At 60.0% G+C, this 26,440-nt stretch carries 21 protein-coding genes and 2 pseudogenes; 16 read left to right on the top strand and 7 right to left on the bottom strand.

Annotated features, from left to right (window positions below; translation table 11 throughout):
* Positions 1-66: 66 nt before the first annotated feature.
* From L6D63_RS04245 to L6D63_RS04195, 11 genes are all read left to right on the top strand, one after another.
* Positions 67-1,275: a DSD1 family PLP-dependent enzyme gene (locus tag L6D63_RS04245; RefSeq protein ID WP_236170280.1), complete on the top strand. Its 1,209-nt coding sequence runs from the start codon at positions 67-69 to the stop codon at positions 1,273-1,275.
* 228 nt (positions 1,276-1,503) lie between these two features.
* Positions 1,504-2,115: a transposase gene (locus L6D63_RS04240; RefSeq protein WP_080963271.1), complete on the top strand. Its 612-nt coding sequence runs from the start codon at positions 1,504-1,506 to the stop codon at positions 2,113-2,115.
* Between the two features lie 57 nt (positions 2,116-2,172).
* Complete coding sequence (locus L6D63_RS04235) at positions 2,173-3,771, top strand: ShlB/FhaC/HecB family hemolysin secretion/activation protein (RefSeq protein WP_131670333.1); 1,599 nt, start codon at positions 2,173-2,175, stop codon at positions 3,769-3,771.
* Between the two features lie 12 nt (positions 3,772-3,783).
* Positions 3,784-5,583, top strand: a complete 1,800-nt coding sequence (locus L6D63_RS04230) for a DUF2341 domain-containing protein (protein WP_131670334.1) — start codon at positions 3,784-3,786, stop codon at positions 5,581-5,583.
* Positions 5,584-5,594: 11 nt separating this feature from the next.
* Positions 5,595-6,020, top strand: a complete 426-nt coding sequence (locus L6D63_RS04225) for an ExbD/TolR family protein (RefSeq protein ID WP_007955109.1) — start codon at positions 5,595-5,597, stop codon at positions 6,018-6,020.
* Between the two features lie 3 nt (positions 6,021-6,023).
* A complete protein-coding gene (locus L6D63_RS04220; protein ID WP_047294116.1) occupies positions 6,024-6,728 on the top strand; it encodes an energy transducer TonB family protein in 705 nt (234 codons plus the stop codon).
* Positions 6,729-6,767: 39 nt separating this feature from the next.
* Complete coding sequence (locus L6D63_RS04215) at positions 6,768-8,465, top strand: putative porin (protein WP_131670335.1); 1,698 nt, start codon at positions 6,768-6,770, stop codon at positions 8,463-8,465.
* Between the two features lie 18 nt (positions 8,466-8,483).
* On the top strand, positions 8,484-9,113 hold the full coding sequence (locus L6D63_RS04210) for a DNA repair protein (protein WP_131670336.1): 630 nt from the start codon (positions 8,484-8,486) through the stop codon (positions 9,111-9,113).
* 21 nt (positions 9,114-9,134) lie between these two features.
* A complete protein-coding gene (locus L6D63_RS04205) occupies positions 9,135-9,605 on the top strand; it encodes a YbjN domain-containing protein (protein ID WP_095666689.1) in 471 nt (156 codons plus the stop codon).
* Positions 9,602-10,549, top strand: a complete 948-nt coding sequence (locus L6D63_RS04200) for a peptidylprolyl isomerase (protein ID WP_131670337.1) — start codon at positions 9,602-9,604, stop codon at positions 10,547-10,549. The genes L6D63_RS04205 and L6D63_RS04200 overlap by 4 nt, the downstream gene beginning before the upstream one ends.
* A 165-nt stretch (positions 10,550-10,714) precedes the next feature.
* On the top strand, positions 10,715-11,692 hold the full coding sequence (locus L6D63_RS04195; RefSeq protein ID WP_131670338.1) for a LysR family transcriptional regulator: 978 nt from the start codon (positions 10,715-10,717) through the stop codon (positions 11,690-11,692).
* Between the two features lie 179 nt (positions 11,693-11,871).
* Here the strand turns inward: L6D63_RS04195 and L6D63_RS04190 are convergent, their stop codons facing one another.
* The 4 genes and pseudogenes from L6D63_RS04190 to L6D63_RS04175 form a co-directional block, all read right to left on the bottom strand.
* On the bottom strand, positions 11,872-14,433 hold the full coding sequence (locus L6D63_RS04190) for a hypothetical protein (protein ID WP_131670339.1): 2,562 nt from the start codon (positions 14,431-14,433) through the stop codon (positions 11,872-11,874).
* 170 nt (positions 14,434-14,603) lie between these two features.
* Entirely contained in the window at positions 14,604-14,975 is a 372-nt protein-coding gene (locus L6D63_RS04185; protein WP_131670340.1) for a DUF6124 family protein, read from the bottom strand.
* A 461-nt stretch (positions 14,976-15,436) separates the two neighbouring features.
* Positions 15,437-17,878, bottom strand: a complete 2,442-nt coding sequence (locus L6D63_RS04180; protein WP_131670341.1) for a hypothetical protein — start codon at positions 17,876-17,878, stop codon at positions 15,437-15,439.
* Between the two features lie 184 nt (positions 17,879-18,062).
* A pseudogene (locus L6D63_RS04175) lies at positions 18,063-18,433 on the bottom strand (DUF6124 family protein).
* Between the two features lie 387 nt (positions 18,434-18,820).
* On the opposite strand from L6D63_RS04175, the gene L6D63_RS04170 reads away from it, so the two are divergent.
* Positions 18,821-19,330 carry a GNAT family N-acetyltransferase gene (locus tag L6D63_RS04170; RefSeq protein ID WP_047294132.1) on the top strand — a complete coding sequence of 170 codons (510 nt, stop codon included), beginning with the start codon at positions 18,821-18,823 and terminating at the stop codon, positions 19,328-19,330.
* A 114-nt stretch (positions 19,331-19,444) separates the two neighbouring features.
* Here the strand turns inward: L6D63_RS04170 and L6D63_RS04165 are convergent, their stop codons facing one another.
* Complete coding sequence (locus tag L6D63_RS04165) at positions 19,445-20,137, bottom strand: aspartate/glutamate racemase family protein (protein ID WP_131670342.1); 693 nt, start codon at positions 20,135-20,137, stop codon at positions 19,445-19,447.
* Between the two features lie 205 nt (positions 20,138-20,342).
* Between L6D63_RS04165 and L6D63_RS04160 the strand changes: the two genes are divergently transcribed.
* Positions 20,343-20,834, top strand: a complete 492-nt coding sequence (locus L6D63_RS04160) for a hypothetical protein (RefSeq protein WP_131670343.1) — start codon at positions 20,343-20,345, stop codon at positions 20,832-20,834.
* A 111-nt stretch (positions 20,835-20,945) separates the two neighbouring features.
* On the opposite strand, the gene L6D63_RS04155 is transcribed toward L6D63_RS04160, so the two are convergent.
* Entirely contained in the window at positions 20,946-21,164 is a 219-nt protein-coding gene (locus L6D63_RS04155; RefSeq protein ID WP_047294138.1) for a hypothetical protein, read from the bottom strand.
* An 18-nt stretch (positions 21,165-21,182) separates the two neighbouring features.
* Entirely contained in the window at positions 21,183-22,610 is a 1,428-nt protein-coding gene (gene ccoN / locus L6D63_RS04150; RefSeq protein ID WP_131670344.1) for a cytochrome-c oxidase, cbb3-type subunit I, read from the bottom strand.
* A 344-nt stretch (positions 22,611-22,954) separates the two neighbouring features.
* On the opposite strand from ccoN, the pseudogene L6D63_RS04145 reads away from it, so the two are divergent.
* The 3 genes and pseudogenes from L6D63_RS04145 (at position 22,955) to L6D63_RS04135 (ending at position 26,386) form a co-directional block, all read left to right on the top strand.
* Positions 22,955-24,628, top strand: a pseudogene (locus tag L6D63_RS04145) (nitrite/sulfite reductase).
* Positions 24,625-25,104, top strand: coding sequence for a DUF934 domain-containing protein (locus L6D63_RS04140; RefSeq protein WP_047294142.1), 480 nt, complete (start codon positions 24,625-24,627; stop codon positions 25,102-25,104). Before L6D63_RS04145 ends, L6D63_RS04140 begins: the two are co-directional and overlap by 4 nt.
* A gap of 307 nt (positions 25,105-25,411) precedes the next feature.
* Positions 25,412-26,386 carry a hypothetical protein gene (locus L6D63_RS04135; RefSeq protein WP_131670345.1) on the top strand — a complete coding sequence of 325 codons (975 nt, stop codon included), beginning with the start codon at positions 25,412-25,414 and terminating at the stop codon, positions 26,384-26,386.
* The last annotated feature ends 54 nt before the right edge of the window (positions 26,387-26,440 follow it).

Below are 26,440 nucleotides of genomic sequence, written 5' to 3'. Positions count from 1 at the left end.
AATCGACGCAATTTCATGCTGGGCACCGTGGGCGTTGGCGCCTTATTGCTGGGAGTCGGTGCCTGGTTGCGACCGGGCGATCATGGCAACCCGTACAGCGAGTATTTCCGCGCCCTGAATAAAGAATTGAAAGACCACGGCCCAATGCGTCCGGTGCTTTTGATCGATCTGGATCGCCTCGACCACAACATCGACGTGGTCATGCAGTCGGTGCGACGCGGCGGCAAGCAATTGCGGCTGGTGGAAAAGTCGCTGCCGTCACCGGGGCTGTTGAGCTACATCGCGCAACGGGCCGGGACGCAAAAGCTCATGTCGTTTCACCAGCCGTTCCTCAATCACGACGCAGTCACGTTTCCCCAGTCCGACATCCTGCTCGGCAAGCCGCTGCCGGTGCGTTCGGCACAGCTGTTCTATCAAACCCACAAAGGCCCGTTCGACCCGGCGAAGCAACTGCAATGGCTGATCGACAACCCCGAACGTCTGCAGCAATACCTGGCGCTGGCGCAGGGATTGGGCGCACGGATGCGCATCAACATCGAGCTGGATGTCGGCCTGCATCGCGGCGGGGTCAGTGATGTGAATGTGTTGAGGCAGATGCTCGCGTTGATCAGCGCCAACCCGCAGCACCTGGCGTTCGCCGGGTTCATGGGTTATGACCCGTTTGTGGGCATGGGCGTGCCGGGAATACTCGGTTCGCCCGAGGAACTGTTCGCCAAGGTGATGGTGATTTATCAGCGCTGCGTGGATTTCGCCCGCCAGCAGTTTCCGGCGTTATGGAGTGACCACTTGTGCCTGAACACCGCCGGCAGCCCGAGTTACCGCATCCACGAAAACGAGAAACTGAGCACCGAGGTGTCGGTGGGCACGGCGATGCTCAAACCGACGCATTACGACCTGCCATCGCTGGTTGACCACGTGCCAGCGACCTACATTGCCACCCCGGTGTTGAAGAGCACCGGCGCGGTGAACATCCCGGCGCTGAATGAACAGTCAAAGCTCTTCTCGTGGTGGGATGTCAATCAGCGTCAGACCTTTTTCATTTACGGCGGCAACTGGATGGCCGAGTTCGAATCGCCCGCCGGCTTGCAGAGTAATGGGGTGTATGGGCGTAGTTCGAATCAGGAAATGGTCAACGGTTCGAATGCGGTGGGCCTGACCGTCGAAGATCAAGTCTTTCTACGCCCGACCCAGACTGAGGCCGTTCTCCTGCAATTCGGTGATCTGCTGGCGGTGCGTGGCGGCAAGATCGTCGATACCTGGCCGGTCTATTCCTGAAGCAAAAGATCGCAGCCTTCGGCAGCTCCTACAGGGTCTACTAGTCCCGGTGTAGGAGCTGCCGAAGGCTGCGATCTTTTGATTTTGCTCTCCCATCAATTCCAGCATGAAGCTTTCATGACAAAAGTTCGGTAGCACATAGCCAGTCCGGTCATGCCTATGTAACGCGCTTGAGGGGCCCAACGGGGCGCTTTTCACAAGCCGAGGCGGGACGCCGGGAGTGAGGCAATGGGGACTATGGAACGCTACTCGAAAGTGGGCATGCAGGAACTCGATCAGCGCCTGTCGAAGATCGTCGAAGCGGCGCGCAAGAAGCCGGTGTCGGTGTATCGCTACGGTGCGCCGTGGGTCTGGATCGTGTCGCAGGATGACTGGCAGGGCGCCTTGAAAGAGGTCTCCAGCTACATTCCGCCAGGCCATTCGCTGGTGTTGCTGCGCCCGCAGATCGACGACTTGTTTGCGGCCCACCAAGACCTGCTGCATGACCTCAATGCCGAGCCCGGCATGCTGATTCCCGCGCAAACGGTCATGCACATCCTGCTCCTGCAACTGCTGTATTCGGTGCCCAGCGAGCAGCAACTGTATGAACAGCTCAATTACAACCTGCTGTTCCGCTGGTTCGTCGGTCTTGGCCTGAACCAGAAAGTCTGGAGCTTCAACGTCCTCAGTCGCGACATCGCCACGCTGCTCAACGAGCCGCGTGCGGTGCTGCTCATTCAAAAAATCATTGGCGAAGTGTTCTGCGGTGCCTTGCTGCAAATGCCTGAGTTCTCCTTGAACTTCGCGCTGCTGCACACCTGGCTCGGCAAGCACAGCGGTGCCTCGACAGTCAGCAACTGACGCAATTCACAAGGCGCGCGACAGCGCCAACAGGTCATCGCGAATTCAGGGGGTAGTGTGGATCAGATTTTCACGTCACGGCTGGCGCTGTGGGGCTGGCTGCTGGTGACGGTCGGCGCGCAACCGGCATTCGCCGAAGAGGCTGCCGAAAATGCCGCGCCGCAGCGTCTGGTGGACGTCAACGAATACTTCGTGCGCGGCAACACCGTGCTCGACGCGCGGGCGATCGAAGAGGCGGTGTACCCGTTTCTCGGCCCGCAAAAAGCCATGACTGACATCGAAGGCGCCCGCGATGCCCTGCAAAAGGCTTATCAGGAGCGCGGCTACCAATCGGTGTTCGTCGAGTTGCCGGAGCAAGCAGTGGCTGACGGTATCGTCTACCTGCAAGTCAGCGAAACCAAGGTCGGCCGGGTGCGCGTGGTCGGCGCCAAACACTATTCACCGCTGGACATCCGCGACAACGTCCCGGCGCTGAAAGAAGGCGAGGTGCCGGACTTCGCCAAGGTTCAGGGCGAACTGGCGCAGCTCAATAAAACCCCGGGGCGCCAGGTCATGCCGCTGGTGCGCGAAGGCCAACGCCCGGGGACCATGGACGTCGACTTGCAGGTCGAAGACCAGAACCCGTGGAGCGCCAGCGTCGGCCTCAACAACGACTACAGTGCCGACACCGAAAAGCTCCGTGCCGTGACCAGCCTTGGCTACAACAACCTCTGGCAGCTTGGCCACAGCATCAACCTGACGTACTTCACCGCGCCGCAGGACACCGACAACGCCAAGGTCTGGTCGGCGTCCTACACCGCGCCGCTGACCGAGCGCTGGAGCGTGCAGTTCTCCGGTTACCAGTCCGACAGCAATGTCGCGACCATCGGCGGCAGCAACGTGTTGGGCAAGGGCCACTCCTATGGCGTGTCGGCGATCTACACGTTGCCGTCCAGCGGCAACTGGTCGAACTCGCTGTCGGCCGGCATCGACTTCAAGGATTTCGACGAGCGCCTGACCCTGTCCGGCGAGAGCGACAAGGTGCCGTTGAAATACGCGCCGTTCACCTTCGCCTACAACGGCTTCCGTTACACCGAAAAGAGCCAGCTCGGCCTCGGCCTGAGCCTGGTGGCGGCCACCCGCAGCATCTTCGGTTACGGCAGTTCTGACGAAGACTTCGACTACAAACGCTACCGCGCCAACCCGAGTTTCGCGGTGGTCAAGGGCGACAGCACCTTCACCTGGACCTTCGACAACGATTGGCAAAGCGCGAGCAAAGGCGCCTTCCAATTGGCGTCGGGGCCACTGGTCTCCAACGAACAATTCTCCGCCGGCGGCGCCACTTCGGTGCGCGGCTATCTGGCCGCTGAACGCACCGGGGATGACGGCGTGCTGCTCAGTCAGGAACTGCGCACGCCGTCGCTGGCGAAATACGCCGGCAACTGGATGCAGGAATGGCGCTTCTACGCCTTTGCCGAAGGCGCGCAACTGTACCTGCGCGACGAGTTACCGGACCAGGACGCCAGTTACGCCCTGGCCAGCGTCGGCCTCGGTACCCGCGCCAGCCTCAGCAAATGGCTGTCCGGCAGCCTCGACTGGGGCTACCCGCTACTCGAAGGGCCGAACACCTCGAAGCAGGCATCGCGCCTGCACTTCAACCTTCAAGCCACGTTCTAAAGGAGCACGTTCATGCAGCGCCTCATTCTTTCGTTGTTGATCTGCCTGGGCTTCGTGCTCCCGGCCACGGCGCAGGCCTGGTGGCAGGACGACTGGCATTACCGCAAACAGATTGCCGTCGACACCACGCCGCAGGGTGCCGGGATCAACCAGGCCCTGGGCCGCACCGCGCTGCTGGTGCGCCTGCACACCGGCAATTTCACCTTCGACGGCGTCAAGGAAGACGGCGCGGATTTGCGCTTTGTCGCCGCCGATGACAAGACCGTGCTCAATCACCAGATCGAAAGCTTCGACGCGTTGATGGGCATGGCGCTGATCTGGGTCGATGTGCCGAATGTCGAGGGCGGCCAGCGTCAGGACATCTGGATGTATTACGGCAACCAGAAGGCTCCGGCGACCGGCAACGGCCAGTTGACCTTCGATCCGAATTACACCGCGCTGTATCACTTCGACGGCGCCACCGGCACCCCGGCCAAAGACACCACCGCCTACGGCAACACCGCACAAAGTGCCACCGGCGCGGCGATTGACGGCGTGGTCGGGCGCGCCTTGCAGTTTAGCGGCCAGCCGTTGATGCTGCCGGCCAGTCCGTCGTTGCAGCACAGCGCTGGCAGTGCGTTCACCTTCAGTGCCTGGCTGCGGCTGGATCAGGCCAATGGCGAGCAACTGATTCTGGCCCGTCGCGAAGGCGCCAACAGTCTGCTGGTCGGGGTCAATCAAGGCGTGCCGTTTGTGGAGATAGGCGGCCAGCGCGCCGTGGCCACTCAGCCGCTGAATCCAGGGCAATGGCAGCATGTTGCGCTGACCGCGGAAGGTTCGAAAGTCAGCCTGTACATCAACGGTCGTGAGGGTGCGACTCTCGCTCAAGCGATGCCGGCGTTCAATTCGGTGATGGCGGTTGGCGGTGACCTGGCCGCTGGCCCGTACCAGCCATTTGTAGGGGCTATCGACGAACTGCGCCTTTCCAAAGTTGCCCGCCCGGCGCCGTTGCTGCTGGCCGATGCCACCGCGCAAGGTGCCGAGTCGAAACTGGTGACCTACGGCGTCGACGAAGAACAGTCCGGTTTCGGCTTCGGCAGCCTCGGTTTCCTGCTCAACGCGGTGCCGGTCGACGCCTGGGTGATCATCGCCGTGCTGGTGCTGATGATGTTTCAGTCGTGGATCATCATGCTGCGCAAGAACCGCACCCTCAGCCGCGTGAGCAAGGCCAACGAGGATTTCCGCGAGCAGTTCGCCAAGGTCGGTACCCGTCTGGAGATGTTCGCCGACGACGCGCACCTGGCCCAGCGTCTGCAGCATTCGCCGCTGTGGCGCCTGTATGCGGTGGCGGTCAAGGAGATCCGCACCCGGCGCGAGCAGGGCGCCGACACCTCTTCGGTGTCCGCAGCGACCATTGAAGCGATTCGCTGCTCGATGGACGGCGTACGTACCCGCGAGAACCAGGCGCTCAGTTCGAAACTCTCGACCCTGTCCAACGCCATCGCTGGCGGCCCGTACATCGGCCTGCTCGGCACCGTGTTGGGGATCATGGTGGTGTTCCTCGGCACCGCCATGGCCGGCGACGTCAACATCAACGCCATCGCGCCGGGCATGGCGGCGGCGTTGCTCGCCACCGCCATGGGCCTGTTTGTCGCGATCCCGGCGCTGTTTGGCTACAACCGCCTGATCACCCGTAACAAGGAAGTCAGCGCCGACATGCGCGTGTTCGTCGACGAGTTCATTACCCGTCTGGCGGAGATGCACGGTGAAGGTCAGTCCAGTGAAGCGGCGCATCAGCGCGGCCATCACGCCAACCACTCCGTACCGGCCTGAGGAGCATTGCCATGGCGTCCGTAAATGCCTCCCACGACGATGACGAAGATGCAGCGGTGGACAGCATCAACATCACGCCACTGGTGGACGTGCTGATGGTGGTGCTGGTGATGTTCATCCTCACTGCCACGGCGCAGGTCTCCGGGATCCAGATCAACCTGCCCAAGGCCAGCGCCGCGGTGTCGCTGTCGGAGGCCAAGACCAAGGCGATTTCGGTCAATGATGGCGGTCAGGTGTTCCTCGATGCCTACCCGGTGACCCTGCCGGAGTTGGAAGAGCGCCTGCGCATCGAGAAAGCGCAGAACCCGGACTTCCCGGTGATCGTGCGCGGCGACGCCACGGTGCAGTACCAGAAGGTCATTGAAGTGCTGGATCTGCTGCGCCGGCTCGAACTGTCTCAGGTCGGTCTGGTGACCGGCAAACCGACGCAGGGTTGAGTGATGACCGCACAACTTCCGATTGAGCCGCTGCCGGTGAAGCGCTCGCCGTTGCGTTACCTGAAGTGGGGCGCCGGGCTGCTGCTGGGCGCGTTCGCCGCGTGGTTCCTGTGGCAGTGGGCCAATGACATGAGCGGCATCCGCCGTGAAGCGCCGAAGGTGCCGACGATCATTCCGTTGCCGCCACCACCACCGCCACCTCCGGAAAAACCGCCGGAACCGGAAACCCCGGTGGAAGAAAAAGTCGTCGAGCCCGAGCCAACGCCCGAGCCGCAAGAGGTCAAGCCCGAGGAGGAGGCGCCGCCATCACCGGCGGACGATCTGGCCAACCCGATGCAAATCGACGGCGACGCCCAGAGCGGCAATGACGCTTTCAACATCGGCGCCGGCAAGGGCGGCGGTATGGCCGGAGCGGGTGGCGGACGCTTGGGTACCGGCACCTACAGCCAGTTCCTGGCGTTCACCTTCCAGCGTTTGCTGCGCGAGAACCCGGACCTGCGCAACCTTGCGTTTTCGCTGCAGGCCGATGTGTGGCTGAGCAGCGTCGGCGAAATCACCCGGGTCGAGCTGGTCAAGTCCAGCGGCAAGCCCGAGATCGACACTCAGGTGCTGGCCGCATTGCGTAACGCGCCGCATCTGAGCGAACGGCCACCGGCCTCCATCACCTTGCCTGTGCGCCTGTCCCTGCAAGGGCGGCGTCCGGGTTAACCGAATTCATAAAGCTGTATGAAAAGGAGTTGTGTGCAGATGATTTCCAACGTGAATCGATTGTCCCTGGCGGTCGGCATGGTCATCGCGACCCTGGTCGGTCAGGCCGCGGCAGCGCCTGCGCCTTCGGAGAACGCCACGATCAATCTGATCCGCTTGCTGGTCGAGCAGGGCATTCTGAAACAGGACAAGGCCGACGCGCTGATCGCTCAGGCGCAGAACGAAGCGGCGCAGGCCAAACAGGCCGCCACTTCCACCGCCGTAGCGGTCGGACCGGTAGCGGCACCGGGCGATGTGCGCGTGCAGTATGTGCCGGCCGCAGTGCGCGATCAGATCCGCGATCAGGTCAAGGCCGAAGTCATGGCCACCGCCAAGCAGGAAAACTGGGCCGCGCCCAATACCTTCCCGGACTGGGCATCGCGCATCAGCTTCGACGGCGACATTCGTCTGCGTGACGAATCGCGCTACTACTCGGGCAGCAACAGCAACGAAATCGTCGACTTCGCCAAACTCAACAACAACGGCCCGTACGACGTGAACCCCAACAGCAGCACCAACCTGCCGCCGTTGCTCAATACCCGTGAAGACCGCACCAACCTGTTCCGGCTGCGCGCGCGGCTAGGGATGAAAGCGGTGATCTCGCCGGAATGGACTGCCGGCATCCGCATCGGCACCGGCTCGGACAACAACCCGGTGTCGACCACGCAGAACCTCGGCGGCGGCTTCGCCAAGAAAGACATCTGGCTCGATCAGGGTTACCTGAACTGGAAGCCGACCGATGAGCTGACCCTGACCGGCGGGCGTTTCGCCAACCCGTTCATGTCCACCGACATGCTGTACTCCAACGACCTCAACTTCGACGGCGTGGCGGCGATTTTCGATCACAAGCTCAACCGCGACTGGGGTGTGTTCGGCACCGTCGGCGCGTTCCCGGTGGATTACACCAACGACACCAGCACCAGCAATGGCTTCGACAAGGAAGAAAGCGACAACAAGTGGCTGTACGGTGCGCAGCTCGGCGCCAAGTGGGCAATCAACAGCAACAACCGCCTCAAGGGCGCGTTGGCTTACTACCGTTTCGACGACATTCAGGGGCAGCGTTCCAGCCCTTGCGCACCGTGGGCCGGCGCCCCGGGCTGCGACACCGACGGCACTCGGGCGGCGTTCATGCAGAAAGGCAACAGCGTGTTCCTGCTGCGCGACATCACGCCGAACCCGGCCAACCCGACCACCACGCCGCAGCCACAATTCGTCGGTCTCGCCTCGGAGTTCAACCTGCTCGACCTGAACCTGGTATGGGACGCCGATCTGCCACAAGACTTCAAATTGCGCAGCCAGGGCAACTACATCCACAACCTCGGTTACGACGAAGGCGACATGCGCAAACGCTCGGAAGGGCAGATTGTCAACAACCTCAACAGCAACGGCGAGATCGAAAGCGGCGCCAATGCGTGGATGGTCCAGTTCACCCTCGGCAACGCGCTGGACCTGAAGAAGCAGGGCGACTGGAACCTGTTCGCCGGCTACAAGTACATCCAGCCGGACGCCTTGCCTGATGGCTTCAACGACTCGTCGTTCCACCTCGGCGGCACCAACGCCAAGGGCTATATCCTCGGCGGCAACTACGGTCTGGCGAAGAACGTCTACGCCACCGGTCGCTGGATGAGCACCGAAGCCGTGTACGGTGCGCCGTTCGACATCGACGTCTTGCAGCTTGAGATCAATACGCGCTTCTAAGGCGCCGGGAGTACGGTCATGCACGCACGAGTTTTATGGTTGGGGCTGAGTTTTTTCATCGCGCACGGCGCGCACGCCGAAGGCATGGAGGAGCGTCTGCGCACCCAGTTGCGCAGCACCACCCAGCAGTTGCAGACCCTGCAGAGCCAGCAGGCCCAGGCCAGCGCCGCGCAACTGGCGGCGCAGAATGAGGCCAAGGCCGCGCAGGCGCAGATCAAGCAATTGACCGCTGAACTGGCCAAGGCTAAAGGCCTGGCCGAGCAGTTGGCCGGCCAGCAGCAGAACCTGCACAACCAGGCCCAAGCGCAAGTCGCCGCCAGTAGCGAACAGGTCGGCAAGTTCAAGAAGGCCTACGACGAGTTGCTGGTCATGGCCCGTGCCAAAGAGGCAGAACGGTCTAAGCTTCAAGCGCAATTGGCTGAACGTGACACACAAGTGCAGCAATGTTCAGTCAAGAATCAGCAGATGTACGGCGTCGCCAAACAGATCCTCAGCGCTTACGAAAACATCGATGTCGCCGAGGTGATGAAGATCCGCCAGCCCTTTGCGGGCAGCGCCCGGGTCAAGTTCGATGAACTGGCCCAGGGGTTCGGTGACGAGCTCTACAAGACTCAATTCGACGCGCCGCAAGCTGTGCTCGCGCATTGATTAACAAACAAGGAAGAAGTCATGACTCAATTGATCAGCCATGTATCCCCGCAATCCCTGACCGAAGTCCTGCAAGCGGCCGGTTATCGCGTCAACCAGACGGAACAGAACGGCATCGTGCAGTTGCTCAGCGCCAGTCAGGGCATCGGTTATGCCGTGCGTTTCGGCAACCCGGCGGTGGAGCAGGGCAGCTATGTCGATTTCACCTTCAGCTGTGCGCTGCGGGTGCAAGGTGAGTTGCCACAAGGTGTGGCCGAGCAGTGGAACGCCACCCGGCGTTTTGCCCGGTTGTCGTTGCAGGGCGAGTTTCTGGTGATGGAAATGGACGTGGTGGTCGCGGCGGGTGTGAGCAACGATCACCTGCGTGGCAGCCTGGAGCTGTGGGACCGTTTGCTGCAGGAATTCATCGTCTACCTGCGTGATTTCACCCAGGCCGCGCAAGCCTCGACAGCCAAAGTCGCTACCGCTGAGCAAGAGGAAGTCGCGCTGTGAAAAAGCCTGCCATGGTGATCGGCGCCGGGGCAGTGGCGCTGTTGGTGGTAGCCGTGGCGCTGGTGCTGCGACCGGGTACTGACCCGGTTGCCGCCCAGCAATCGTCGCCGTTGGCGGCGGTTGCTGCGGGGCCGGCCGTGGCGCGACTGGGCAATCAGCAGGTGACGCCGCAGGAGTTGCAGGCGTTGCTGGCGACATTGCCACCGGCAAGTGCCGAGCAACTGCGCGGCAACCGTGAAGCACTGGAGCGCTGGATTCGTACCCGTCTGGCGGAGAAAGCCGTGCTCGAGCAGGCCGACGCTCAGGGCTGGGCGCAGCGTCCGGACGTGGTGCGGCAAACCCGCGCGGCCAGCGAACAGATCGTCTTTCGCGATTACCTGCGCTCGGTCAGCACCGTGCCGGCGGACTATCCGAGTACGGCCGAGTTGCAACAGGCGTACGACGCCGGCAAAGCCAACTGGATGACCCCGCCGTTGTATCGGGTCAGCCAGATTTTCCTCGCGGTGCCGGATGCCCAGAGCCTGGACGCTGTGCGCAAACAGGCGGCCGAGCTGAGCAAGAAAGCTCAGGGCACGCCGGGGGATTTTGCCGCGCTGGCGACTCAGTACTCGCAGGATCGGCTGACCGCCGAACGCGGCGGCGACAGCGGGCTGCAACCGTTGCAGCAACTGGTGCCGGAGGTGCGGGGCGTGGTGGCGAAGTTGAAGGTCGGCGCGGTGTCCGACCCGGTGCAGAGCGCAGCCGGTTTCCATGTGATCAAACTCACCGAACAGCAACCGGCGCGTACCGCGACTCTGGATGAATTGCGCGATCAACTGACCCAGGCCTTGCGGGCGCAACGGCAGGAGCAGATTGCCCAGGCGTATCTGGACGGGATGCTCAATACCGCAACGCTGAGTATCGACGGGGCCGAGCTGAACAAGGTCCTCGAAACCCACCAATAACCCTGTGGGAGCTGGCTTGCCAGCGATGGCGGAGTGTCAGGCAACACAGGGGCTGGATGTGAGTCCCCCATCGCTGGCAAGCCAGCTCCCACAGGATCTTCACAGGTTCAGACGTTCCATACCGCGCCGGAAGCATCAACAACAAAGATCGACAGGGAGTCATCGATGTCATTCACCGAACCCGCAGGACGACAGGGTAGCCCCGACTATCGCTGGGCACAGGGCGAGCACGAGTCGTGGCTCGCGCAAGCCGCGAGCATCGATGCCGAGGTCGCGCAATACTTTCTGGTCAGCGCCCGTTGCGGCTGCTTCATGCAGGCCGCCCGCAGCCTCAACGTGCGCTCGACCCTGCTGCGCAAACAACTGGCGCAGCTCGAACAACAACTGCAATGCGCGCTGTTCAGCTTTCAGGGCAGCGCTTTGAGCCTGACCCGCGAAGGCCAGCAATTGCAGGCGCAACTGATCGCGCTGGCCCACGAACGCAAATTGCCGGTGATCGAGCAACCCCTGATCAGGCTGGCGGTCGCCGAATCTATCCTGCATGACATCCTCGGCCGCGACCTCATCGCACTGCTGCGCCGCAACGCCAGCGTGCGCCTCGAGATCATCGCCCTCGACAGCGAACTGGCTCTGCGCGCCGTCAGCGCCGACATCGTGCTGTGGCTCGCCCATGGTGAAACCCCATACCCCGGCCCGACCTTCGCCACCAGCGAACCACAACGCCTCGCGCAACTGGTATACCAGCCGCACATTGCCAAACGCTATTCCCGCGTGACCGCACGGCCAGGGAGCCCGGATGATCTTGCCGATTTCATGCTGGTGCAATGGCAGCATGACCGGCAGATCGATAGCTTCCGGCCGTGGAACAATCTCGTCGAACAGCGCTTGGCCGGGGTGGTGCAGATGCAGTCTTACGAGCTGATGCTGGAAATGATCCGGTGCAGCGCTTGCATTGGTTTGTTGCCGATGTACATGAGCCGGTTTGATCGCGGGTTGGTGGCTTTGCCGGGGTTGTTTGAGGAGGCGATGCGGTTGCAGGCGTGGTTGGCGGTGAACAGTGACTCGCAGGGTGTTGAAGAGGTACAGGTGCTCGTGGAGTTGATTCGGCGGACGTTTAGCGAACGTGGGGAGTGGTTTGAATAACGGTAAAAAAGACGGATTTATCCAGTTAAATAAATCCGTCCCGTTTATTTGCTTTTATTGCAGCCAAATAAATCCGTCACCTTTTATTTTCTCGTAAAAAAGACGGGATTAATTTAATAAGTCCGTCCACTTTTTCCTTGTCCATTTTTCATTTTTTTTGCTGTATTAGATGTGTCGGGTTAATTGGCCTTTAGTTTTATAATTTTTATAGAGGTTATGTCGCCCAGATTGCCATTGGTACCTGCCCGTGGAAAGCCGCAAGATACGGATTTATTTACGTCTGCGCTTAAGGTTAGTTCGCTGCTAACTTCGCTCCAGAATGTGCCGAGCGGCGCTGTTGCCCAGGCATTATGGAAAAGATACCATAAGTTCGAAGTTTGATGAGTCGTTCTCGCTGTTATTGTGAGTTGGTATTTTCCTTTGGTTAAGCTGAATGTCTTAGTAATGGCTGAGAGGGAATTGGTACCGGAGATGAATCGTAAGAATCCATCTTGGCCTTCCTTCATTAATGTCTGAGCTCCGCTATGAACCGACCAACCATTTGTACCATTAGTGAAGTCCGTATGATCGATCACTTCTCCTTCATCCGCACGAATGCTCAACCTCGCGCTGGCCGTTGCTCTACCACTGACAGCAGTAATTGAATGATCCCCTTCCACACTCCCCGCCTTAACCCCATTAACCGCTATCTTCCCGTCAACGCCGGTCACGAAGTCCTTGGTTCCCGCCCCTCCGGCAAACGTCGTCCCCTGTGGCAAGGTGATGGTGACAGTCTGTCCTGCACTGGGCAGCCCTGCCTGAGTGACAAGCAGTTCAATCCCCGTCACCTGTTCGCCCGTCGTAGCGGTGTAAGGCGCATTGAGAAACGCCACCACGACCTCAGGCTGTGCCTGAACGGTGTAACTGCGAACCGGAAACTTCACCGCCAATCCCGCATTGGCCACCCCGTCATAGTTCAAACTGAACAGGATGGTGAACACACTGCCATCCATGAGCCCTTGCAACCAAGTCAACGGTACAGGCCGGACCAGTCCCGGTCCGGCGCTCAGGGCGTCACCATTCAGGTCGTCGTGGAAGACCGGATTACCCTTGCTGTCCACCCCCTCATAGCGTAACCATCCGCTCTGTCCCGACACTTGATGTGCATACGCCGGCAACTGAAGCACGGAGGACGGAAGCAGTTTTGTAGCGTCCAGGTTAGATGTGTCGTTCCCATCAATCGTCGGCACAGGCAGTCTCGGATCGTGATCCGCAATTCTCTTTACTGAGGCGTCCAGTACTTGCGAGTCGTACAGCTTGCCACTACGTTGCAGTACATAACGTAACTTCAACTGTTTACCCATGTTCGCCGCGAGAAATGCGCTGTCCAAAGGAAAGTTGGCCCGGCTTGCGGAATTCAATGGTTTGAAATCGAATGTCGGTGAGCCAGCCCAAGAGCCAATCAGTTTTACGACATCGCCTGAACGGAAACCGAGCACTTCCACCTGGCCGTTTGCACCTTTCAGGTTAGCGGGATCCAACGGGTCCAGAACACCACCCACCGATTTCTGAAAACGTGGTGGCAGCAGATCCGGTAACCCTTCACCCACCACTCGGGCCATGGCCGCGACCGATTGGCCGATAGATGTGCCATTGCGCAGCACCGCATACATGCTCTTCACTGTGCTGCCGGCGATCACCTTGTTATTGTCTACCCACAGGATCAAGACCTTTTTCTGTCCGAACTCGTCGGCTTCCACAACTCCCTTCAACGGCACCACGACGTCGAGTTTACCTTCAGCGCTTGCCGTATAGGTTCCATCGATGACATCCCCCGCAAGCAGGCGCGGGTCGTTGGTCAGCACAATCACTTGCAGTCGATTGGTACCCAGTAACTCCAGGTCGATGATCTCGGACACATCGCCAGGATCGTTCGGGCGTTCACGATAGATCACCCCCTGCAAGCGTTTGCCGTCCAGGTCCTCGTCGACGGTTTGCGAGGCTGACCACACGGCGTCGGGGTCGGGTGTATTGAGGAGTTGGTCAGTCACGGTGAATGAAAAGTCCAGTTTGCCGCTCGGCCTGATGGCCTTGTCGAGGAATGCGCGATCCACGATAAAACACACGGTGGTCGGTGCCGGCGAGCCGGGGTCAGGTGGTTGCGGTGCGTCGTTGGCGCCCACTTCGAAAGTGACGATCTCCCCATTGCACTTGAGTGTGATCGTGTCGTAGGCCCGGCAATAGGGATAGGTGAAGCACACCTGTGCGCTGACAAACCCTGGCCCGACGCCATTCTTGATCTCGTCAGGCAGCGTCATGCCGAGTTCGGAATGGCCCACGATATCGGGGCGGACGTCTTTCAAGCCAGGCCGGATCATGTTGAAGAGCGCTTCCAGCATCGGCGTGGAAGAGCTGAAGTTCTGGCTGTTGCGAAAAATTTCGTAGTACAGCTCGTTGACTCGGTCGGAGTGCAGTCGCCCCACTGGAATACGCATTTCAATCGGGGCGTCCGGGTTGCCGACAGGCTTGCTGTCCAGTGGCGCCACCTCACCCTTTAGCTTCAGCACGATGGTATCAGTCGGATCGACCGTGCCTGCCAGTGGCGGATCGATTCGAACTCTCGCGCCCAGGCCGTCGGGCACCAGATTGTAAATGGCAAGCGGGACACCGATGCGCGCGCCGATAACTGAATCAGTGGCGCCCTGCACGAAAGGAGGTGCCAGCACCAGATTGGTGTTTTGCAGTGAGGTAGGCGTAGTCATGTCGATGCTCCGGCGAGGTAGGGATGCAGGCGTCATCAAACGCTGGATACGTGAAAGCGTCACCTGTCAGATCTGACAGGTGAGCGCTGTTTCAAGACGAATGGTCGTCGGAGAACGGTTTTCCTACAGACGCGAAAACGGCCCATGCGGGGCCGTTTTGGTTTCATCACTCAGGGCTGAGGTTCAGCCGCCACATCCAGATTATCCAGCACCCGGTTCACCGCCAGTTCCGCCAGCATGATCAGTTGCCCGATGCCCAGCAGCACATGCCGCCGCGGCGTATCGATCATCCCGGCAAAATCGCTGGCCAGGGTTTTGGCCGAGGTCAGGTTTTCGCAGGCGTCGGCCAGCAGTTCTTCATTCGGGACGCCGGGGGCGATGAGGTAGCGGGTGATGGGTTTGAGCAGCGGCTTTCTGGGGTGGAACGGATTGAGGTAGTGGTCGAGGGCGCGGTCGGCGGCTTCGTGGAATTTCTTTGAATCGAGGGTTTCGTAGGGCGAGGTCGAGTCGGTTTCGGGTGGGTTTGGTGTTGGTTTGATCATGATTGAATCTCCAGAGTCATGGAGCCGCCACGATTCGCTGCGATACGAAGGGGGGGCAGCTATACGCGGGTCGCAGACCGGGACTCTAGAACCGGCAGACCCGAGGGTCTCCCACGTACAGCCGCCATAAAACTGGAGGATGTTGTGCGTCTAGAGATCGCGGGCTGCGAGACCCGATCGCTGATTCATCAGCGACCCGGAGACGATAGAGCCCACCCTCAAGGCGTACAAGCCGGCGGATTCTGGCGGATGCGTAGGCAATGGCGCAAGGCGTTGTGGCTTACCGGACGTTTCGGTCAACGGCTTTAAACAGTCGTGGCGAATCCGTGAAGAAGCGGTTTACATTGAGCGGCCACGCACTGATCCAGGAGGGATTTCTCATGCCTGAGCACGACCCCGCCATTCACTTCGAGCGCTTCAGAATTAAATAAATGCGTCCCCTTTATCATTCCCTAAAAAAATCACAATGATCGAACCAGAAGGCTATCAATATCATAGTCGTTACCATCCATAGCACTTTGAAGATTGACAATCTGAAAAGCAATTTTTCCCGTTGTCAGGGCCGCAGCTCTAAATGAATAATCCTGAAACGGATTACTGGAAATTCTAAATGTTGAAGAAGCACTATTTCCAATGTACAAAACTAAAAGTGCATCATTAGGTGTGCCGGGATTAACTTTTTTTGCGGTTACTCTAAATTCATATGTTCGTCCGCTGAAAACCTCAAATTCCTTCGACAACACTGTTCCAGCATGAGAGCCCGAGCCGGAAGTATTGTTAAATAAATGATATCCAGGGCGATCTTGAGTAGGCCAGAATTGGAGTTCCCTACCTGCAGGACCTTTTATCCAACCACGCATTGATAGATCATTAAAGTCAGTCAGATCATATAGTGGAGAAAACAGGATAATTCTGAGAGCCCACGCTGAAGACTCCACTCCACTCCCATAATTCGCTTTTACCGTATAACTGTGCTCCCCCGGTGCCTGGCCCGTGAGTGTGTAAGTGTAAACGCCTTTAACATCGACCGGGATCGTGGCTTTAAAGGCAGCATGATCCAGCAACTGGAGCGTGTGACCGGCACTCGCTTTACCGCTGATCACCAGCGTGGTCGCCGTGGTCGACCCTCCCTTCGGAACGAGTGCACCGGTGGCGCTGTTTTCTTTTATCCAGTCAATGATTGCGTTGACGTTGGCCACCACAGTCAGGGTCCAGACATTGGAGTACACAGTCCCGGGGTGATACAGCGACTGAATGTAGAACCGATGGGCGCCCTGAGCGACCGTGATGGTGATCGAATAGTCTCCCGCCGAGTTGGCGGTCATCTTGCCCAACGGCTTCGCGCTCGCGCCGCTGCCATCGTACAACTCGCCCTGCTGGCCAGGGCTCAGCTTGCCTCTAATCACCAGCGTGGTCGCTGTGGTGAATCCTGCGCCCGCAACAGGTTTACCGGTGGCGGTGTCCTCGTTCACGTTGCCGATGGTCGGCACGACCAGTGCCACAGCCTTGATCATGTAGGCCCGATCCGGAAACTCCACGGCCGTCGCCCTGACATTGCTCATGTCCATCGACACCGCGAACTTGATGATCAGTGAAGTGCCATCTCCCAGCTGCTTCAAGTAACTGTTCACCAACGCTTGAGGCCAGAAACCCTGGCTGACCCAAGTCGGATTGACCCGCGCCGGCAGACCATTCCACAAGACCAGATTGTGCGCCGTGCCGTCCGCCTTCTTGCCCTCCAGCGAAAGCCAGCACGGCATGCCATCGGCAATCAGCGTCCAGAGCAAGGCGTGCATCGTCGCGTTCTTCGCGCCCAGCGCGATAACGTCCAGCACGTTGTTCGCGTCCGCTTCCACAATCTTCGGAGGGACCAACGCCGTGGCGGGCAATGGCAGGATATTCAGTGGCAAGACTTTCGACGAGGTCGTAACACCATTGCGTTCGATGACATAGGAGACCTTGATCCCGTTGCCCAGACTGTAGGCCAGCACCGAGCGCGGTACCACGAATTTCAGACCGGCACTGACCAGGCGTTGCGGACTGGTGAAGGAAGCCCCTGGCGCACTGATCGCGCCCTCCCACACGAAGTGGATCTTGTCGCTGGGCAGCAAAGTGCCCGCAGGCACCACTCCCTCGACATTCTGCAACGTCGGATTGAAGTTGTTGCCTGTCTGCCCTGTGACGGAAGGGGGCGGTAAAACAAGTGTGTTGGCAGTGATGACGATGGAGGTCGTCGGCGACACTCTGAGGTTACTCAGTTGATCTTCATTGGTGGCGCTCACTGAACGAGTACCGTCACCGATCTGCTGGAGGTCAAGGGTCGTCAGGGTGTAGGTAACCGGGTTGGCAGGATGGACGTAGGGAATTGTTTTGCTCCACGTCCCCACGGTCAGCGTCATCACGTCATATTCGCGCGGGTAGTCGCGCGTGAGGGTGAACGTGGCCGGCTGCCCCGGGCCAATGCTGGCCGGATGGCTGACCGTGATACCGGAGACCGGGTTGTTGAACAGCACATTCAGTATCGGGGTGGATTGATCTTTATTACCGCTGACCCGGGTGACTTCGTAGTACAGCGTATTGAGGCCATCCTTCATCACTCCCCAAAGCAACTCCATAAAAATGCGGTTGTTCTCTTCGCCCGGCTTGATCGGCTTGATCACGGATGTCGCCTGGCCGTTGACCCACAGCCTTACGGAGTTACCTGCTTCAGAGGGAGTAGAAAACAACGTGACCGGGTCGATCACCATGAAGAGTTTGGTGGATGGCGAATGAATGCTTTCGGGAATGCCGAGATGGTAGGCCCCTGGCGGTTGCAGGTTTTCTACTGCGCCCGGGATGGCCATCGGATATAGCTGGAGCAAGGCGCTGATCTGTGTCGAATTGATGTTGATGCTCGTGCTCATGCTGCTCTCCTGGCGTAGGGTGCGTAGCTATCTTCGGGACGTGCCCCATCACACCGCGATAGAAAAGAACCGTCACCTGTCAGATCTGACAGGTGAGCGTGGTTTCAAGACGAATGGTCATCAATGAACAGTTTTCCTGCAGACGCAAAAACGGCCCGCGAAGGGGCCGTTTCAGTTTCAACACTCAGGGCTGAGGTTCAGCCGCCACATCCAGATTATCCAGCACCCGGTTCACCGCCAGTTCCGCCAGCATGATCAGTTGCGCAATCCCCAGCAGCACATGCCGATGCGAGCCGTCTACCAGCCCGGCGAAGTCGGCGGCCATGGTTTTAGCCGAGGTCAGGGTTTCGCAGGCGTCGGCCAGCAGTTCTTCGCTGTCGATGCCGGGGGCGATGAGGTAGCGGGTGTTGGGTTTGAGCAGCGGTTTTCTGGGGAGCAGGGGATTGAAGTAGTGGTCGAGGGCGCGTTCGGCGGCTTCGTGGAAGGTCTTCGAATCCACGGATTCGTAAGGCGAGGTGGTGTCGGTTCGGGTGGGTTTGGCGTTGGTTTGATCATGGTGAAGCTCCTTGAGAAATGGAGCCGTCATCCATCGCTGCTAAACGAATGGGGTGGCGGCTGTACGCGGGTTAGCAGTCCAGGCTCAAGGATCCCGGCGCACCGAAGTGCCCCACGCAAGCCGCCATAAAACAGAAATGGCGAAACCAGCGTGCCTTGAGAATTGCCGAGCTGCTAAACCCGATCGCTGATTCATCAGCGACCCGGAAACGATAGAGCCGGCCCTCAAGGCGTACAAGCCGGCGGATTCTGGCGGATGCGTAGGCAATGGCGCAAGGCGTTGTGGCTCACCGGACGTTTCGGTCAACGGCTTTAAACAGTCGTGGCGAGTCCGTGAAGAAGCAGTTTAAAGTGACCGGCCACGCACTGATCCAGGAGGGATCTTTCATGCCTGAGCACAACCCCGCCATTCACCTCGAACGCTTCAGCGAATCCCACGTCGAGGGCGTCACCGCGCTTTACAACGACCCGGCCGTGACCCGGCAGGTGTTGCAGATGCCGTTTCAGTCTGCCGAGATCTGGCGCCAACGACTGATGCCGGAAAATGAGCGGATGGTGAAACTGGTGGCGCTGCATCAAGGTGCGGTGATCGGGCATCTCGGACTGGAGGCTTTTTCGCGGATTCGTCGCAGCCACGCCGGCAGTGTCGGCATGGCCGTTGCGCTGGCGTGGCAGGGCAAGGGCGTCGGTTCGAAGCTGCTGGCAGCGGCGCTGGACGTGGCGGACAACTGGATGAACCTGCACCGGGTCGAGCTTTCGGTGTACGCCGACAACGAGGCGGCCATCGGGCTCTACCGCAAGTTCGGCTTCGAGACCGAGGGCCTGTTCCGTGACTACGCCGTGCGTGACGGGCAATGGGTCGACACCCTGAGCATGGCCCGTCTGCGTCGTCGATAAGCCAAAAATCCTGTGGGCGCGTGGCTTGCCCGCGAAGAACTCACCGCGGTTTTTCAGGTATTACGCGTCATCGTTCTTCGCGGGCAAGGCACGCTGCCACAGGTTTTGCGCGAGTCAGTCGCCCAGCGCGAATGCCACCGCCGCCTGCGCATGCAGTTCTGTGGTGTCGAGCAGGGGCAGGGCGCTGTGTTCGGGTTTGACCAGCAGACCGATTTCCGTGCAGCCGAGGATGATCGCCTGGGCACCGCGCGCGGTCAGCGATTCGATCACTCGCTGATAGATTTTGCGTGATTCGTCACTGATCACCCCGACGCACAATTCGTCGTAGATGATCCGGTGCACGTCCTTGCGCTCGACGTCGTCCGGCACCAGTACCGTCAGACCCTGCGCAATCAGCCGCTGCTTGAGAAAGTCCTGCTCCATGGTAAACGCCGTGCCGAGCAGGCCCACCGTGTGCGCATCAATATTCAGGGCGGCCTGCGCTGCCGGTTCGGCAATGTGCAGGAACGGAATACTGATCGCTGCCTGAATCTGCGCCGCGACCTTGTGCATGGTGTTGGTACACAGCACCACGCATTCGGCGCCGCCGGCCTGCAGCCTGCGGGCAGCATCCACTAGAATCGCCGCCGCATCGTCCCAGCGCCCGGCATGCTGGGCCTGTTCGACCGGACCGAAGTCGACGCTGTACATCAGGATTTGCGCCGAGCGCAGCGGGCCGAGGCGGTCGCGGACCTGTTGATTGATGAGTCGATAATATTCAGCGCTGGATTCCCAGCTCATGCCGCCGATCAAGCCGATGGTACGCATTGAAGTTCCTCGTTCAATGGCCCGTATTGGAAAAGTCGGGCTCCGGCCGAGTGTCCATCGGTTGCACGACGGATGCCAGTACAAAGCAACTGTACCGTTGATCCATTTGCCAAGTGTCACGGTGTCGGCGTTCGAGGTTAAACGTACGCCGGCGCCTCGATCTGTCACTATCGACTCTCGCAGGCTCTCCCCGAGGAACGTACCGATGAACGACGTACAACAACTGGGCGAAATGCTTCGTCACTATGCCGAGAGTGAAGCGCACAAGAAGCAATTATTCGAAACCCAGTCGCAGGCGTGGGCCTGCCGCATCACCGAACTGTTCGGCCAGATCCAGCAATGGCTGGAACCGGTGCAGGCACCGAGCCTGCTGGAGGTGAGCCGCGAAGCTTACGTCGCATTCGGGCCGAGCACGCCGGTAGAAACCTCGACCTTCAAGACCGAGAAACTGAGCATCGTGATTGCCGGCAAAATGGTGGAATTCGTGCCGGACGTGATGGGCAGCGCTGGGCAGATTTCTCTGGCGGTGATGGGCCTGACGGCGGCGCGCTATGGCAGCATTTCGCTGGTGGGATTACCGAGCGGCGAGTGGCAGTGGCGCAAGACCAATGGCCTGAAGGATCCGGACACCTTTGTGTTTGATGCAGACTTTCTCGCGCAGCAGTTGCAGAGCCTGATTCCCCGCGATCGCGCCTGACCCGCCACAAACCCTGTAGGAGCTGCCGAAGGCTGCGATCTTTTGATCTTGTTTTTAGAAAATCAAAATCAAAAGATCGCAGCCTTCGGCAGCTCCTACACGGGGCGGGGATTACATGTCGAGGTTGATCCAGCCCGGTTTCGCCTCTTCCGGCGCCACCGCTTTCACGGGTTTTCCGGTCGCCAGTTCCACCCGCCGTGCCACCTCCGGATCATCGGCAAATGGCACCATGCTCGCATCGTCGAGGCTTTCCGCCGTCTGGTGGCGCAGGCAGTACTCCACCGCCAGCCACAGAAACACCACGCCCAGCACATTCAAGAAAATATCCATTCTCTTCAGCTCCCGGCCTCAGGCAATCTGCGCCTGACTGCGCGCCAGCGCCACGTCGGCGACCCGCACCGTGCGCCAGACGTTGTAGGCCATCAGCAGCATGCCGCTGAGGAAGAACACCCCGCCGGCAAAGCGCACGATGAAGCCCGGATGACTGGCCTGCAGCGCCTCGACAAACGAGTAGGTCAGCGTGCCGTCCTCGTTGACTGCCCGCCACATCAGGCCCTGAGTGATGCCGTTGACCCACATTGAGGCGATGTACAGCACCGTACCGATGGTCGCCAGCCAGAAGTGCAGGTTGATCAGCGGTGTGCTGTACATCTGCTCGCGGCCAAAAACCTTCGGCACCATGTGGTAGGTCGCGCCGAAGGTGATCATCGCCACCCAGCCCAGCGCCCCGGCGTGAACGTGGCCGATCGTCCAGTCGGTGTAGTGGGAGAGGGCGTTGACGGTCTTGATCGCCATCATCGGGCCTTCGAACGTCGACATGCCGTAGAACGCCAGTGACAGCACCAGAAAGCGCAGGATCGGGTCGGTGCGCAACTTATGCCAGGCGCCCGAGAGGGTCATCATGCCGTTGATCATCCCGCCCCAACTCGGCGCCAGCAGGATCAGCGACATCGCCATGCCCAGCGACTGCGCCCAGTCCGGCAGCGCGGTGTAGTGCAAGTGGTGCGGGCCGGCCCAGATGTACAGGGTGATCAGTGCCCAGAAATGCACGATCGATAGCCGGTAGGAATACACCGGGCGATTGACCTGTTTCGGCACGAAGTAATACATCATTCCGAGGAAGCCGGTGGTCAGGAAGAACCCCACCGCGTTATGCCCGTACCACCACTGCACCATGGCATCGGTGGCCCCGGAATACACCGGATAGGACTTGAACCAGTCCACCGGAATCGACAGGTGATTGACCACGTGCAGCATGGCGATCACCAGAATGAACGCGCCGAAAAACCAGTTGCCGACGTAGATGTGTTTGGTCTTGCGCTGCACCACGGTGGTGAAAAACACGATGGCATACGCCACCCAGACCACCGCCATCCACACCGCGCCGGAGAATTCGATCTCGGCGTATTCCTTGGTGGTGGTGTAGCCCAGCGGCAGGGTGATCAGCATGATCACGATCACCGATTGCCAGCCCCAGAACGTGAAGGCGGCGAGCTTGTCCGAATACAGCCGCACCTGGCAGGTACGCTGCACCGCGTAGTAACTGGCGGCGAATTGCGCGCTGCCGGCGAAACCGAAAATCACCAGGCTGGTGTGCAATGGCCGCAAGCGGCCGAAGGTGGTCCAGGGCAGGTCGAGGTTCATGTCCGGCCACACCAGTTGCGAGGCGATCCATACCCCCATCGCCATGCCGACGACACCCCAGAACACCGTCGCGATAACGAATTGGCGGACGACCTTGTAGTTATAAGCCTGTCCGATTGTTGCTGTGCTCATGGTCAGTTCTTCCACGGTTGCAAAGTCTTGCCAGGCCACCCTGGTCTGGCACGAGCTGCACTGTAGGAATACCGCCAGAAACAAAACAGGCTCAGGAATATTTCATTTGTGCGGATCAGATTGGAGTGCTGCCTGCGGCGTTCTGCCGCGTCCTGATACGGTTTTTATCGTTTCAGGTGAATCTGTTGCGTGCTGCGCTGCTCGTCCATAGTGCCTTTACGAAAACTGTGGGAGCGAGCCTGCTCGCGAATGCGGTGTGTCAGCCAACAATGCAGTTGCCTGACACACCGCATTCGCGAGCAGGCTCGCTCCCACAGAATTAATTGATGAGGTGGGGCAGGCACATGTATCAATACGACGATTACGACCGCGCATTGGTGTTCGAGCGCGTTGCGCAGTTTCGCGATCAGGTCGAGCGCTTCATGGCCGGTGAATTGAGCGAAGAGGAGTTCTTGCCGCTGCGCCTGCAAAACGGCCTCTACCTGCAGAAGCACGCGTACATGCTGCGGGTGGCGATTCCCTACGGCACCCTGAGTGCCGAGCAGATGCGCACGCTGGCGAGCATCGCCGCCGACTACGATCGCGGTTACGGCCACTTCACCACGCGGCAGAACCTGCAATTCAACTGGATCGAACTGGCGCAGGTGCCGGACATCCTTGAACGTCTGGCGCAGGTCAACATGCATGCGATCCAGACCTCCGGCAACTGTGTGCGCAACATCACCACCGAAGCCTTCGCCGGGGTCGCGGCGGACGAGCTGATCGATCCGCGCCCGCTGGCAGAAATCCTCCGGTAATGGTCGACGATCAACCCGGAATTCCTCTTCCTGCCACGCAAGTTCAAGATCGCCATCTGCTCGGCAAAACAGGATCGCGCGGCGATCATGATGCATGACATCGGCCTCTATCTTTATCCGGGGCGCGACGGGCAAATGCTGTTGCGTGTGATCGTCGGTGGCGGGTTGGGGCGCACGCCGATTCTCGGTGTGCAGATCCGCGAAGGTTTGCCGTGGCAGCATCTGCTGTCCTACGTCGAGGCGATCCTGCGGGTCTACAACCGCCACGGCCGGCGCGACAACAAGTACAAGGCGCGGATCAAGATTCTGGTCAAGGCGCTGGGCATCGAGGCGTTCGCCAAAGAGGTCGAGGAAGAATGGCAACACCTCAAGGACGGCCCGGCGCAGTTGACCGAGGCTGAATATGCGCGAGTCGCCAGTGCCTTCGTGCCGCCGATCTATCACACCCTGGCCGATACCGATCTGGATTTCGGCACGCGTCTGGCCGAAAGCCCGGCGTTCGCTCGCTGGGTTGCGCGCAATGTGCAGCCGCACAAGAAAGCGGGTTACACCAGCGTAGTGCTGTCGACCAAACCCGGCCTGAGTGCGCCCCCGGGGGATGTCACCGGGTTGCAGATGCTGGCGGTGGCCGACTGGGCGGAGCGTTTCGGCTTCGGCGAGATCCGCATTGCCCACGAACAGAATATCGTTCTGCCCGATGTGCAGAAGTCTGAACTGTATGCGCTCTGGCAACTGGCCTGCGAACACAAGCTGGGCAGCGCCAATGTCGGCCTGCTGACCGACATCATCGCCTGCCCGGGTGGGGATTTCTGTGCGCTGGCCAACGCCAAGTCGATCCCGATTGCCCAGGCGATTCAGGCGCGTTTCGCCAACCTCGATTACCTGCACGATCTGGGTGACATCAGCCTGAACATCTCCGGCTGCATGAACGCCTGCGGCCACCACCACATTGGCAATATCGGCATCCTCGGCGTCGATAAGAACGGCAGCGAGTGGTACCAGATCACCCTCGGCGGCGCGCAGGGCAAACACAGCGCATTGGGCAAAGTCATCGGCCCGTCCTTCAGCGCGGCTGAGGTGCCGCTGGTGATCGAGCGGATCATCGGCACCTTCGTGCGTTACCGCGAAAGCGAGGAACTGTTTGTCGACACCGTGGCGCGCATTGGCCTGGAGCCGTTCAAGGAGCGGGTCTACCCGAAAATGCTGGAGGTCTCGGCATGAACAATCTGCTGCGGCTGGAGCAGGGTGTGGCGCGGCAGGTCGAGGATGATCCGTGGACGCTGATCCGCGAGCCGGAGCAGGGCAGGCCGCAAGGATTGCTGATCCTGCCGCTGGCGCACTGGCTGCAATCGCCGTCGACCCACGCGGTGTGGCTGGGGCCGGACGACGACGTTGATAGCGTGGTGCCGTGGCTGGCTTCGCTGCCGCTGATTGCCCTGGATTTCCCGAGCTTTCGCGATGGTCGCGCCTACAGTCAGGCCTATCTGCTGCGCAGCCGGTTTGGCTGGAGCGGTGAGTTGCGGGCGATTGGCGATGTATTGCGTGACCAGCTCAGCCATATGCGTCAGTGCGGGTTCGACAGTTTTGCGGTGCGCGAGGACAAGTCGGCCGAAGATGCCCTGAAAGGACTGGCGGGGATGAGCGTGCTGTACGGCCGCTCGGTGATCGAGCCGCGCCCGCTGTTCCGCAGACGCTGAATATCCATTGCTTGATAGATACTTTGTGGTGAGGGGATTTATCCCCGATGGGCTGCGAAGCAGACCTAAAATCTGCCGAAGCATTTCTTCAGCTAAAACCTGTTGGCTGGTTCTGCGGCCGCTGCGCAGCCGGTCGGGGATAAATCCCCTCACCACAATTGTCTAGCGGCCCCTGCTATACAGGGGAAACCCTTACACCCCGCACCATTCCCGGATTTTCCCTTGGGTCGATGCTGGCCTTTTGGTAGAGTCGCCGTCGCCAGCGGGTTTTCGGCTGGACGACGGAACGAAGAAGGGAGTCTGGGTAGTGAGTGCGGGCAAAAAGATTTTGGGCCTCACGGCGTTGCTGTTGATGCTGACGCTGTGGGCCAGTTACTTCTATGTGTTCAAGGAAAACCGCGACGGCCAGTTGGGCGCCGCCGGTGAAAGCACCGCGTGGTGCGGCACGCCGCCGTCCACCGAAGCGGCGCTGTTGGGCAAGGATCAACTGACCCTGCGCGTCACCAACAACCTGCGCGGCGAGTTCATGCTCAGTGGCTCGCTGGTGGTCTCCGAACGCACCTTTAACCGCTACGATCTGGGTCGCAACGAACTGCGTCTGCGCCTCGAACCGTTACAGTGGTCGTACGGCGTCACGCCGATCTTCCTCGAACAGGTCAAGGTTCAGCCGCTGAACCGCAACCTCGCCTCACCGACCAAAAGCGCCTACGCCGAGCTTGAACCACGGCCAATCGGCGTGCAGGGTCAGGTCACCGACTTTCCGTTCGACACCTATCGTTACGGCTACAAACCGGTGCTGTATTACCTCAAGGGCAGCGAGCGCATCGACCTGCGCTTCAAGAACATCACCACGCTGATGGACCTGTCCAACACCTTCACACCGATTCAGAAATACAACCGCGTCGAGTACATCAACGAGAAAAACTCGATGATCCGCGACGAGGACTACAAGGCCTACGGCCCGCACGAATGCGCGTTCAGCGTCGAGCGCAAAGGCTCGTTCAAGGTTGTGGTGCTGTTGTTGCTGCTGGTGCTGTGCCTGCCGCTGCTGCACGTGTTCTATCGCGACGAACCGGGGATCGACTTCCTCGCTACGCTGGTGGCGATTGCCGTGGTGCGCGTGCTGCTGGTGGGACCGGTGCAGGACTTCCAGCTGTACAACATCGACTTCCTGTTTGGCGCAGCGATTCTGCTGGTGGGCTCGGTGTCGCTGATCAAGGCGATGCGCGCCAACAGTCGCCGGGAGATGGCGTTGAAGAGCGGGGCGACGTCTTCCTGGTGACACACGGCGCTTGAAATCAATACTGACCCTGTGGGAGCGGGCCTTGTCATTCCT

Source organism: Pseudomonas parakoreensis, assembly GCF_021602155.1.
In the GTDB taxonomy this organism is placed as follows: domain Bacteria; phylum Pseudomonadota; class Gammaproteobacteria; order Pseudomonadales; family Pseudomonadaceae; genus Aquipseudomonas; species Aquipseudomonas parakoreensis.
This window is presented reverse-complemented; position numbering and strand designations above follow the sequence as displayed.